General features: G+C 64.6%; 11 protein-coding genes. 2 read left to right on the plus strand and 9 right to left on the minus strand.

Annotation, left to right across the window (positions count from 1 at the left end; translation table 11 throughout):
* Both AC26AR_RS01595 and AC26AR_RS01600 read right to left on the minus strand, forming a co-directional pair.
* Positions 1 to 387: a thiol-disulfide oxidoreductase DCC family protein gene (locus AC26AR_RS01595; RefSeq protein ID WP_084209406.1), complete on the minus strand. Its 387-nt coding sequence runs from the start codon at positions 385 to 387 to the stop codon at positions 1 to 3.
* Positions 384 to 2,060 carry a cryptochrome/photolyase family protein gene (locus AC26AR_RS01600; protein ID WP_488107440.1) on the minus strand — a complete coding sequence of 559 codons (1,677 nt, stop codon included), beginning with the start codon at positions 2,058 to 2,060 and terminating at the stop codon, positions 384 to 386. The genes AC26AR_RS01595 and AC26AR_RS01600 overlap by 4 nt, the downstream gene beginning before the upstream one ends.
* Positions 2,061 to 2,259: 199 nt before the next feature.
* Between AC26AR_RS01600 and hemH the strand changes: the two genes are divergently transcribed.
* Entirely contained in the window at positions 2,260 to 3,249 is a 990-nt protein-coding gene (gene hemH, locus AC26AR_RS01605) for a ferrochelatase (RefSeq protein ID WP_191236515.1), read from the plus strand.
* 197 nt (positions 3,250 to 3,446) lie between these two features.
* Here the strand turns inward: hemH and AC26AR_RS01610 are convergent, their stop codons facing one another.
* From AC26AR_RS01610 to AC26AR_RS01635, 6 genes are read right to left on the minus strand one after another with little or no spacing between them, the layout of a single operon-like run.
* Complete coding sequence (locus tag AC26AR_RS01610) at positions 3,447 to 3,848, minus strand: Na+/H+ antiporter subunit G (RefSeq protein ID WP_077378827.1); 402 nt, start codon at positions 3,846 to 3,848, stop codon at positions 3,447 to 3,449.
* Between the two features lie 18 nt (positions 3,849 to 3,866).
* Positions 3,867 to 4,136: a K+/H+ antiporter subunit F gene (locus AC26AR_RS01615; protein WP_077378830.1), complete on the minus strand. Its 270-nt coding sequence runs from the start codon at positions 4,134 to 4,136 to the stop codon at positions 3,867 to 3,869.
* A complete protein-coding gene (locus tag AC26AR_RS01620) occupies positions 4,130 to 4,630 on the minus strand; it encodes a Na+/H+ antiporter subunit E (protein WP_077378833.1) in 501 nt (166 codons plus the stop codon). The genes AC26AR_RS01615 and AC26AR_RS01620 overlap by 7 nt, the downstream gene beginning before the upstream one ends.
* Positions 4,627 to 6,168, minus strand: a complete 1,542-nt coding sequence (locus AC26AR_RS01625) for a monovalent cation/H+ antiporter subunit D (protein ID WP_141392262.1) — start codon at positions 6,166 to 6,168, stop codon at positions 4,627 to 4,629. The genes AC26AR_RS01620 and AC26AR_RS01625 overlap by 4 nt, the downstream gene beginning before the upstream one ends.
* Positions 6,168 to 6,518, minus strand: a complete 351-nt coding sequence (locus AC26AR_RS01630; protein WP_077378839.1) for a Na+/H+ antiporter subunit C — start codon at positions 6,516 to 6,518, stop codon at positions 6,168 to 6,170. Before AC26AR_RS01630 ends, AC26AR_RS01625 begins: the two co-directional genes overlap by 1 nt.
* Positions 6,518 to 9,310, minus strand: coding sequence for a monovalent cation/H+ antiporter subunit A (locus tag AC26AR_RS01635; protein ID WP_136939080.1), 2,793 nt, complete (start codon positions 9,308 to 9,310; stop codon positions 6,518 to 6,520). The genes AC26AR_RS01630 and AC26AR_RS01635 overlap by 1 nt, the downstream gene beginning before the upstream one ends.
* Positions 9,311 to 10,012: 702 nt before the next feature.
* Here AC26AR_RS01635 and AC26AR_RS01640 point away from each other — a divergent pair.
* A complete protein-coding gene (locus AC26AR_RS01640; protein WP_488107441.1) occupies positions 10,013 to 11,350 on the plus strand; it encodes a deoxyribodipyrimidine photo-lyase in 1,338 nt (445 codons plus the stop codon).
* 4 nt (positions 11,351 to 11,354) lie between these two features.
* Here AC26AR_RS01640 and AC26AR_RS01645 read toward each other — a convergent pair whose 3' ends face one another.
* Positions 11,355 to 12,080 carry a 16S rRNA (uracil(1498)-N(3))-methyltransferase gene (locus AC26AR_RS01645; protein ID WP_488107442.1) on the minus strand — a complete coding sequence of 242 codons (726 nt, stop codon included), beginning with the start codon at positions 12,078 to 12,080 and terminating at the stop codon, positions 11,355 to 11,357.
* Between the last annotated feature and the right edge of the window lie 126 nt (positions 12,081 to 12,206).

The following is a 12,206-nucleotide window of genomic DNA, read 5'->3' on the forward strand; positions in this document are numbered from 1 at the left end:
TCAGCGTCTCCTCTGGGGGACCCAGCGGCCGATACGCTCACGGTGGCGGGCAAAGACCCGATAGCCCACATCCAGCAACGGACGCAGCCCCGGCAGCAATGACAGCCTCACCAGGCGCCGATAGCCGAGCACCGCATAGAGGGCTCGGCTGGCGTCCATGCCGACATACCACTCCCCGCGCGCATCCTGCACGTGCAGGCGCCCCATCATCGTCTCGAAGCTCAGCCCCAGAGCATCCGGGGAAAAGTCCTTTGCACGAATGTCGACCGTCCTGACCCGTTCCCGCCTCGGGTGTCTCGCCAGCCAGGCGACCTCGCGCTGGCACAGGGGGCACTTGCCATCGTGATAGAGCGTGACCGGTGCACTGGCCTGCCAGATGCGACTCATGAGGATTCCTTGTCGGTCGTGGAACTGGAGGGCGCGGGATGGTAACCCGCGCGATGGGCACCGCTGCCATAGTCAGCGGCGCTGTCGAGTCGGGCGAGAAAGGCCTCGGCCTGTTGCAGCAATGCCTCGCGCTTGTCGTCCTTCATGCGTCGCCAGCTGCCATAGACCAGCGACATGCGCGGGTTGCGTGACAGTGATTCGCGATGGCGTTCGATGAAGTGCCAATAGAGACTGTTGAAGGGGCAGGCATGCGTGCCGGTGACCTTCTTCGGCGAGTACTGGCATCTGTCGCAGTGATTGGACATGCGATCGATGTACTTGCCCGAGGCACAATAGGGTTTGGAGCCCATCAGGCCGCCATCGGCGTGCAGCACCATGCCCAGGGTATTGGGCAGCTCCACCCACTCGCAGGCATCGACGTAGACCGCCAGATACCAGTCGCACAGCGCCTCGGGCTTCACGCCGCACAGCAGGGCGAAATTGCCGGTGACCATCAGGCGGCGGATATGGTGGGCATAGGCATGATCACGCGTACTGAGGATGGCTTGATCCACACAGCGCATGCCGCTGTCGCCGCGCCAGAAGACCTCCGGTAGATCCCGTGTCGCACTCAGGCGATTCTCCTGCTTGTAGCCGGGCATGCGTGTCCAGTAGATCCCACGCACATACTCTCGCCAACCGAGAATCTGCCGGATGAAGCCCTCGGCGGAGTTGACCGGTACCTCGCCACGTCGCCAGGCATCATCGACGGCAGCGCAGACTTCTTGGGGACTCAGAAGCCCGATATTGAGCGCCGCGGAAAGTCGGGAGTGGAACAGGAAGGGGTCACTGTCATCGATGGCATCCTGATGGCGGCCGAAGTCTGCCAGGCAGTGCGCGAGGAAGTGAGCGAGATCGTCGAGCGCCTGGGCGCGGGTCACGGCCCAGTTGAAGTTGTCCAGATTGCCGAAATGACGCAGCTCGCCCTCGGCTCCCTTGCCGAAGCGGGTGTCCACCAGCGTCAGCACTTCGCGCGTCAGCGCATCCTGGCGGTGGTCATGCTGCGGTGGTGGCGGTGACTGGAAGTCGGCGGGAATCGGTTCGCGATTGTCATGATCATGATTGAACTTGCCGCCGGCGGGCTCGCTGCCTTCCATCAACAGATCCGTGTCACGACGCTGCTCACGGTAGAAGTATTCCATGCGCAATTGCTTGCGTCCGTCGGCCCAGGTCGCGAACTGTGCCGGTGTGGTGAAGAAGCGGTGATCTTCCAGCACCACCCAGGGGATCTCGCCTTCCTCGCGGCGCGCGAGGAAGGCCTCCAGCAGTCGCCATTCCCCAGGGCGAGTCACCAGAATGCCGTCACACTGATGGAGCGCGGCCAGCCGCTCGGCTTCCAGGATCAGCGATTGACGATTGTCCGGGTCATCCAGGCGGCTTTCATGCACCTGCCAGCCGCAGTCGCGCAGCTCCTGTGCGTGATGGCGCATCGCGGCCAGCATCATCGCGATCTTGTGCGGATGGTGTGGCACGTAGCGGCCTTCCTCCTCGACCTCGCAGAAGGCGATCAGACTCTCGGCAGGTGCCTGCTTGAGGCTCGCAAGCTCGTGACTGAGCTGGTCACCGAGAATCAGCACCAGCGGGCGTGCGAAGTCGTGACGGGTGGCAAGTTGCAGAGTGGAGGTTTCGGGCACACTGACTCCTGCGGCGGGGCGCAAGCACGGCTTGCGTCAGGTTGTGACAATAATTGTCGTAAAGCTATACAAATCGTGATGATAGTATAACTTCATCCCTCACGCACAGGGCGAGCTGGTAACATGGCTGCGCTGTCGGTGAGGGTGGCTGATTGCCGCTTCACCCCTTTTCTTGCCCCTTGTCAGGAGTTCATCGCCCATGAGCACCCCGCGTTTCGGCGTCATGCTGGTCAATCTCGGCACCCCTGAAGCCCCGACACCCAAGGCGGTGCGCCGCTACCTCGCGGAGTTTCTCGGTGATGTACGCGTGATCGACCTGCCGCGTCTGCTCTGGCTGCCGATCCTGCATGGCCTGGTGCTGACGACTCGCCCCAAGAAGGTCGCCGAGGCCTATGCCTCGGTGTGGACGGAAGACGGCTCGCCGCTGATGGCGATCGGCAAGCGTCAGCGCGCCGCGCTGGAGGCGCGTCTGGCCGAATCGCTGGGCGAGGAGATTCCGGTAGAGCTTGCGATGACCTACGGCAAGCCGACCATGGAAGAGGTGGGGCGCAAGCTGGCCAGTCGTGGGGCAGATCGCATCCTGGTGCTGCCGCTCTATCCGCAGTTCTCGCGGACCACGACTGCCGCAGTGTTCGATCGCCTTGCGCGCGCGCTCAAGCCGTGTCCGCACCTGCCGGAACTGCGCTTCGTGCGTGACTACCATGATCATCCCGACTACATCGCCGCGCTGGCCGCCAGTGTCCGTGAACACTGGGAAAAGGCAGGGCATCGCGGCAAGCGTCTGTTGATGAGCTATCACGGCATCCCCAAGCGCTATGCGACGGCGGGCGACCCCTACCCACGCCAGTGCGAGCGCACCAGCCAGCTGCTGGCCGAGGCGTTGGGGCTTGGGGACGATGAGTGGGCGATGACCTACCAGTCACGCTTCGGCAAGGCCGAGTGGCTCAAGCCGTATACCGATGAGACGCTCAAGGCCTGGGGGGCTGAAGGTCTGGAAAGCGTCGACGTCATCTCGCCGGCCTTCGCGGCCGACTGTCTCGAGACGCTGGAGGAGCTGGAAGAGGAAAACCGCGGCTACTTCACCGAGTCCGGCGGGGGCGAGTTCCGCTACATTCCGGCGCTCAATGACCGTCATGAGCATATCGATCTGCTAGAGGCACTGTGCCGCCAGCATGCTCAGGGCTGGTGACGAGCAGGGCAGGCATGAGGCCCGCCTGAATGATCTGAGCACCGCAGTCCGAGTGACAGATACGCAGTGAAACGCTGGAAAGACAGCGCCCCCACCAGTCTCCTGGTGGGGGCGCTTTGCGTTGGTCTGCCGTCTCGCCTCGCGAGAGGAGTGGAGCCGACCGGGGGCAGGTCAGAGCGTCAGGCGAACACGAGCGCTCAGGGCAGGCGCGATTCCGAGGCCTCGGCATTTGCCTCATCCGGTTCGTCTGATACCTCCAGACGTTCCGGCACGTTGCGGGTACGGATGTCCGCCACCAGCTTCTGATGCAGCGCGGCCTTGGACAGCAGGTGTGCGGTCACCGGGGCGGTGATGAACAGGAAGATGGTGATCAGCATCTCCTGGAAGCTGAAGTGACCGGTAGTGGCGCGGAAATAGATCATCGACGCCATCAGTACGCAGCCGACCCCCAGGGTGGTGGTCTTGCTGGGGCCGTGCAGACGCATGTAGAAGTCCTTGAGGTGCGTCAGCCCCAGCGACCCGATGAAGGCGAACAGGCCGCCGGCGATCAGGAAGAAGGCGATCACGCCTTCCAGGACAGGATAGAACCAGGTGGGCATGGAGACTCTCCGCTCAGGTCATTCGATGATGTCGCCGCGCAGCAGATACTTGCAGACTGCCACGGTGCTGACGAAGCCCAGCATGGCGATCAGCAGCGCCGCCTCGAAGTAGGCCTTGCTGTTGAGCTGGATGCTGAACAGCACGATCAGCGCGATGGAGTTCACGTACATGGTGTCCACGGCAAGGATGCGGTCCGGCAGGTCCGGGCCGATGGCCAGCCGGAAGACGTTGAGCATCAGGGACGCCGCGAACAGCGCGATGCTGATCCACAGGGCGATGTCTAGCATTCGTAGATCTCCTTCAGCGGGCGCTCGTAGCGCTGGCGGATCTCGTCGATCAATGCCTGTTCATCCTCGACATCCAGTGCATGGATGATCAGATGGCGACCATCCAGCGTGAGATAGGCAGAGACCGTCCCCGGTGTCAGCGTGATGGTGCTCGACAGCAGGGTGATCGGGAACTTCTGCTCGAGCTCCAGCGGATAGCGCACGAAGGCCGGGCGGAATTTCGCACGCGGATTCAGGATGAGTCGCGAGACCTGCAGGTTGGCGATGATGATGTCCAGGATGACGCGCAGCAGGTAGCCGATCAGTCGCCACGGTTTCTGGAGGTCCGGCTGCGGCTCCCAGAAACGATAGGTCAGTGCCGGGATGGCGATGGCCAGCACCGCGCCGAGCAATATCTGCCCGGGCGAGACGCTGTTCTGCAGCATCAGCCACACGACCAGCAGCAGGGTCGAGAGCATCGGGGTGGGCAGAACGCGAGAACGAGACTTGATCATTGATCGTCTCCCTTGAGCGGCAGAGCGGTTTCCGGTGCGGCGTCCTTGCCCAGAAGGGCATCGAGATAGGGTGCCGGGTCCGACAGTTGCTGTGCGGTGGCCTTGGTCCACTGCGAGACGGGACCGGCGAAGACGACCAGTGCCAGTGCGGCGGAGATCAGGCCGCAGGTCGCGATGCCGCGCGCGACACCGAGTCGTTCACCGCTGGGTTCACTGTTGCCGGTGCGCCAGAACACGCTGGAACCGGCACGCGAACAGGCCACGATCGAGCACAGCCCGGCCAGCAGCAGCACTGGCCACAGCCATACCTGCTGCTCCAGTGAGGCGGATGACAGGATCAGCGCCTTGCCGATGGCGCCCGAGAAGGGCGGCAGGCCCGCCGCGGCCGCCGTGCCGATCAGGAACAGTCCGCCCAGCAGGCCCGCCTGCAGCAGTGGCCGTGAGCGCACGATACGGGCACCGGCCTTGCCACGCTGGCCTGCCATCACATCCACCAGCAGGAAGAGGCCGCCGGTGACCAGGGTGGAGTGGATCAGGTAGAACAGCAGGGCGCTGTCCGCCGCGATGCTGTTCATGCCCAGCGCCGTCAGCAGCGTACCGACCGAGATCATCACCAGATAGGCCACCAGAGTGCGCAGGTCACGTGCCGAGAGCACGCCGAGCATCGACACGACCAGCGTGGCGAGCCCTGCCCACCACAGCCAGTCGCGACCGAGGTCTGCCAGGGTGCCGGCGTTGTCGGTGAAGATCAGCGAGTAGACGCGCAGGATGGAATAGATGCCGACCTTGGTCATGATCGCGAACAGCGCCGCCACCGGCGCCGAGGCCGCGGCGTAGGCGCGGGGCAGCCAGAAATACAGCGGCAGCATCGCGGCCTTGAGGCCGAATACCACCAGCAGCAGCAGACCGCCGGCTTCCATCAGGCCGGCACGCCCCGGGTCCAGCGTGGTGACGATGACGGCCATGTCGGCCATGTTCAGCGTACCGGTCACGCCGTAGAGGATGCCCAGCGCGATCAGGAAGAACGCCGACCCCATCAGGTTCAGCACCACGTAATGCAGGGCCGACAGCGTGCGTGCCTTGCTGCCGCCGTGCAGCAGCAGAGCGTAGGAGGCGATCAGCAGGACCTCGAAGAACACGAACAGGTTGAAGAGGTCACCGGTCAGGAAGGCACCGTTGATCCCCATCAGCTGCAGCAGGAACAGGCCATGGAAGTTGGAGCCTGTCTCATCGATGCCCGCCGTGGCATACAGGCAGGCCAGCAGGCCCAGTACCGAGCTGAGCAGCACCATGGTCGCCGACAGGCGATCCAGCACCAGCACGATCCCGAAGGGAGGCTGCCAGTCGCCCAGCGCGTAGTAGCGAATGGTGTCGTCGTTGGCCTGAACGACCAGCGCGATGGCGATGGCCACCATGATGGCCTGGGTGATCAGGCTGATGCTGCGGCGCAGTACCGGCGATGAGCCGCGACTCAGCAGCAGGCAGGCGCCCACCAGCAGCGGCAGGACGATCGGAAGGACAATCAGGTGTTGCAGCATCACTTGCCATCCTCTTTCGAGTCGTCCAGACGGTTGCCGTTGACGTGGTCACTGCCCAGGTCACCGCGCGCGCGCATGGCGAGGATGACCACGAAGGCCGTCATGGCGAAGCCGATCACGATGGCGGTCAGCACCAGTGCCTGGGGCAGCGGGTCCGCCGTGGGCGAGCCTGAGCCGACCACGGCGGGGGTGCCGTGCATGGCAAGTCCCCCCATGGAGAACAGGAACAGGTTGACCGCGTAGGACAATAGCGTCAGTCCGACCACGACAGGGAAGGTGCGCCCGCGCAGGGTCAGGTAGACACCGCAGGCGGCCAGCAGGCCGGTGGTAGTGGCGTAGAGGGCTTCCATCAGCTCTTCTCCTTGGTCGGACGGTGCGGTGTCGTCAGCTTGCCGAGGTTGGCGAGAATCATCAGGGTCGCGCCGACCACGGTCAGATAGACCCCGAGGTCGAACAGCAGCGCGGTGGCCAGCTCTATCTCACCGATCACGGGAATCGTGAAGTGGCCGAACGATGACGTCAGGAACGGATAGCCGAAGACCCAGCTGCCCGCGCCCGTCAGGCCGGCGATCAACACCCCGGCCGCCGCGACCGGCTGGTAGGGGAAGCGCAGCCAGCGCTGTGTCCAGTCCACGCCGCGCGCGATGTAGAGCAGGATGATGGCCACGGCGGTCACCAGACCGGCGATGAAACCGCCACCGGGTTCGTTGTGGCCGCGCAGGAAGATGTAGACCGAGACCAGCAGCGCCAGTGGCAGCAGGGTCTGGGACACGGTGGCCAGAATCATCGGGTGGCGGTCCGGCGACCAGTTGCGGCCATCCAGGTCAGTGGACGGCATGAACAGGCGCAGGCGGTTGAGCAGCTTGAAGATCGCCAGTCCGGCAATCCCGAGTACGGTGATCTCGCCCAGCGTATCGAAGCCACGGAAGTCGACAAGAATCACGTTGACCACGTTGTGGCCCCCACCGCCGGAGACCGCATTGGCCATGAAGAAGTCGGAGATCGATTCGACCGGGCGGGTCAGGATGGCGAAGTTGAGGCTTGCGACCACCACGCCGAAGGCGCTGGCGAGCAGGACGTCACGCATGATGCGTCGCGCGCTGGATTCCTTGGGTGTGCGCTGTGGCAGGAAGAACAGTGCCAGCATCAGCAGGATCATCGTCACCACCTCCACCGCCAGCTGGGTCAGCGCCAGGTCCGGGGCGGCAAAGCGTGCAAACGCCAGCGAGGTCATCAGGCCGACCACTGACAGCATCAGCAGGGAGATCAGGCGCTTGCGGTGAGTGATCGCGGTGCCCAGGCCGGCCAGGCCGGTGATCACGGCACCCGTCAGCAGCATGCCATCGAAGGGCTGCTGCTCAAGCTCTCCGCCCAGGCGCGGCACGGCCAGCAGGCCGATGCCGACGAAGACCAGCGCGGTCAGCAGCAGCCACAGCATGTAGCGCTGCAGCGAACCGTTCTCGAAGCTGTCCATGAAGCGCTCGGACAGTTTCACGACTCGCTGGACGTTGGCCTCGAAGACCAGCAGGGCGTTGCGCGCCCGGAACTGGCGCTGGAAGGCGTACAGATGATGGCGCAGGGCGTAGACGGCGACACCGCCGCCCAGCGCGATGACGCTCATCAGCAGCGGCAGGTTGAAGCCGTGCCAGATGGCGAGACTGAAGTCCGGCACCGGCGCTGCCAGTACGCTGGCGGAGGCGCTCACCAGCAGGTCCTTGATCACCAGTGACGGCAGGATGCCCACCAGCAGGCAGATCAGCACCAGCACCTCGATGGGCAGCTTCATGTAGCGCGGCGGCTCATGCGGGGTCTTGGGCAGGTCCTTCGGCTCGCCATTGAAGAAGACGTCGTGGATGAAGCGCAGCGAGTAGGCCACCGACAGGATGCCACCGAGGGTCGCCAGCGCCGGAATCAGCCAGGAAAGACCGCCCAGCAGCTGGGCATCGAGGCTCTCGGCAAAGAACATTTCCTTTGACAGGAAGCCGTTGAGCAGCGGCACGCCGGCCATCGAGGCCGAGGCGACCATCGCCAGCACCGTGGTATGCGGCATGTAACGGTACAGGCCGTTGAGCTTGCGGATGTCACGCGTGCCACATTCGTGGTCGACGATGCCGGCTGCCATGAACAGCGAGGCCTTGAAGGTCGCGTGATTGATGATATGCAGCAGGCCCGCGACGGCGGCCATCTGGCTGTTGAAGCCGAACAGCAGCGTGATCAGACCCAGATGACTGATGGTCGAGAAGGCCAGCACGCCCTTGAGGTCCTGCTTCATCAAGGCGAACCAGGCGCCATATAGCAGGGTGGCAAGGCCCGTGAGGCTGACGATGTAGAACCAGAGATCAGTCCCCGAGAGCACCGGGTGCATGCGCGCCAGCAGAAAGACCCCGGCCTTGACCATGGTGGCGGAGTGCAGGAAGGCGGACACCGGTGTCGGCGCCGACATCGCGTGGGGCAGCCAGAACTGGAACGGGAACTGCGCGGACTTGGTGAAGGCGCCCAGCAGCACCAGTACCAGTGCGACAGGATACAGCTCGTGGGAGCGGATCTGGTCTGCCGCCGCGAGGACGTCATCGAACTGGTAGCTGCCGACGATATGACCGATGACCAGGATACCGGCCAGCAGCGCCAGCCCGCCCGCACCGGTGACGGTCAGCGCCATGCGGGCGCCCTTGCGCGCCTCGCTCAGCTGATACCAGTAACCGATCAGCAGGAAGGAGCTGAGACTGGTCAGCTCCCAGAACACCCACATCAACAGCAGATTGTCCGCCATGACGATGCCGAGCATCGCGGTCATGAACAGCATCAGGAAGCTGTAGAGGCGTGCCAGCGAGTCCTCGCTCGACAGGTAGTAGCGAGAATAGAGGATGATCAGCAGTCCGATACCGAGAATCAGCAGGACGAACAGAGCTGACAGGCCATCGAAGCGTAGCGCCAGATCCAGTCCCAGTTCGGTGATCCACGGCAGGTGGAACTGGGCTATCTGGCCGGCGAAGACATCGCCGAGATGGAAGACGGCGATACCAAGTGCCAGGGCAGGGGCAACCGCCGTCAGCCAGGCAAGGCGGCCGCGGGGCAGGTCTCTGGCCATCAACGGCACCAGGGCACCGAGCAATGGCAGTAGCACGATCAACAGCAGGGTCATGGAAGACTCGCTCCAGTCGTTGTAGGGCGTTGTCCCTCTGTCGTCAGCGGAGCGGACACGGGCTCAGGGCCAGGCCACCAGCTTCGAGGTCGGGACGCGGATTTCGGCCACTGGGTGCCGATAGGATAGGCGAGCGCATTGCAGGCTGCCGAGGTTGCCACCTCTGGATCACGCTTCCGTGTCAGGTCGACGCCTGCTCGGGAGGTGCGTGCCGCCATCAAGTGGCGGGAATGGGTGGCAGTGGCAGCCGATGGCGGCTCAGAGGTTCAGGCGCCCGGCAAGGACGCAGGTACCTCGGGATGAGACGTCACCGCCGCGGGCGGATCGGTCAGAAAGGGGAGGCGCACGGCACGAGGTGCCAGCATCCAGGTGGGGATGAGGTCCGCAGCGCGCCCCCGGCTGCCCGCGATGGGCAGACGGCGAAGATGCCGGGTTGGTGCGGTCATGTCATGTCTTGCGAGCATGGCCGTATTCCTCCTGAAGCCCCTGGATGACAAGTGTGTTTGCGGGTAGAGACACTTGCGCGATCTTGTTGAAAACATTGGTGGATCGTGACCTAACCTCTCGAATGTATCACGCACTTGCACCCCTCGCCAGCGCACGGGCGGCAGGTCGGATGAGGTCCCTGATCGGACAGCGTGTTGTACAGAGCGGGCTGTTTATTGTACAAATATTATACGCCGATAACGCTTTGGAGCTCGCATGCGAGAGGCCATCAGCACGAATTCGGGCGGCCCACCGGAGACGTCACTTGTCTGGCTGCGTCATGACCTGCGTCTGGAAGACAATCCGGTATTCGCGCTGCCCAGTGTCCGTCGCCCCTATCAACTTCTGGTCATGTACGTGCTGGACCAGCGCTGGTTGATGCCTGTCGAGGGTCTGCCTCGCTTGGGACCTGCCCGCCTTCGCCTCCTCTGGCAGAGCCTGATGAACCTGCGTGGCATGTTGTTGCGCCGCGGCAGTGATCTGCTGGTGCGAGTGGGGGATCCCGTCAGCGAGGTGCTGGCCCAGGTCCGCCAGCATGACGTGGACTGCCTGGAAGTCAGCCATTCCCGCACCCCGGATGATGCCGGCAATCTTCAGCGTCTTGCCGCGCAACTTCCTGCCAGTACCCGGCTGCATTGCCACCCTCGTGAAGGGCTCGTGCTGGAGCCGCTGGACGAGCGGGATGCGACGCAGGAGCCCGCGGCCCTGTGGACGCCTCCGCAGGTGATGGAAAGCCCGGCCCATGGTGCGAAGGCGATGTCTCTCGCCGCCCCGGAATTGCCCGCTTCCTCGCGGCTCTCGCCAGCGCTGGCGTCACGCGGGGCGATGTCTCTGCGTCTCGATGATGCCCAGTGGTGGACGCGTCATGCCTCGCGCAATCCCTTGCAGGGGCTGCCGTGTTCCTTGCCGCCATGGCCGGAATCGGCATCACGCGGTTTCCCGCCGCTGGAGGCAGTGTGCGCCACGGCCAGCGCCTGGCAACCGGTGGGGGAGATCGCCACGCTTCAAGGCGGAGAGGAGCCGGCGCGCGAGCAGCTGTCTTCCCTCGTCTGGTCGCGTCCGGAATCAGAGGATGCCGAGGTGCAGGCTGCCTGGCGCCTGTCCGCCTGGTTGGCGCAGGGCTGCATCAGTCCGCGGCGCATCCTGCAGGCACTGGCGGAACATCGACGGGAAATGGGGGAGTCTCTCGCGGCGCATCAGCTGATGGCCGTGCTGCTCCAGCGCGAGTACTGGCAGCGGGTCCTGCAAGCGCAGCCCGAGGAATCGCTGATGGGCTGGTATGGCGAGGCGCTTGAGAAGGAGGCGGCCTGCGATGTGGCATTCCAGCGCTGGCGCGAAGGGCGCACGGGCGACGTACGGGTGGACCGGGCCATGCACAGGCTGACTCGGGAAGGCTGGCTGCCGTGGGATGAGCGCCAGCATCTGGCCCGTGCATGGCTTGCCGCCGGGGGAGACTGGCGACTCGGGGCGCGCTGGTTCGAGCACTGTCTGCTGGATTTCGATGCCGCCGTCCACTGGGGGGAGTGGCGGCATCTGGCGGGTCAGCCGGTGTGAGGTCTCAGCCCAGTCGCGCCAGCAGCGCCGTGACCGCCGTCTCGACGCGCAGGATGCGCTCGCCGAGGTGCACGCCCTCGAAGCCGGCCTTCATGAACTGCTCCACCTCATAGTCCACGAATCCACCCTCCGGGCCGATGGCCAGGATCACCGGCTCACTCACCGCGCGCGGGCACTCCTGCGGCATGCCCGGGTGCGCGATGATGCCGCGCGGCTTCACGGCGCTCTCCGGGGCCATCAGGCCCGGCAGTCTGTCCTCCACGAATGGCTTGAACAATGTCTCCTGCGTGACCATCGGCATGATGGTGTCGCGCGCCTGCTCCAGTCCCAGCACCAGATGCTGGTGAATCTTTTCCTCTTTCAGCTCCGGCGACTGCCAGTAGCTCTTCTCCACGCGCCGTGTATGCAGCAGGGTGATGTGCTTCACGCCCAGCGCCGTGACGTGTTCCAGCGAGCGCGCCAGCATGCGCGGGCGTGGCAGCGCCAGCAGCAGATGGACATCGAGTGGTGCCGGCGGCTGACGCTCCAGACGCAGACTGAATTCGGCCACCTCGGTGTCCAGCCGCTCCAGGCGTCCACGACCGATCAGCCCGCCCTCGATTCCCAGGGTCATCTCGTCACCGACAGCGGCACGATGCACCTCGCGCAGATGGCGCAGTCTGCGCGGGTCCGTCACGCGTGCATGGTCGGAGGCGAGCAGGTCATCAGCGCCGAGCAGGATAAGGTTCATGGCGATACCGTAGACAGACAGGAGGAAAAGAGGCGGCATTCTAGCATGGACGCCAGATGGCTCGGCTCCGGCGAAATGACAGCGAAGGGGGCGATTGCCCGGGGCGTGGCGGGAGTGGATCAGGCG

The organism is Cobetia sp. PS-4MA (assembly GCF_057670765.1).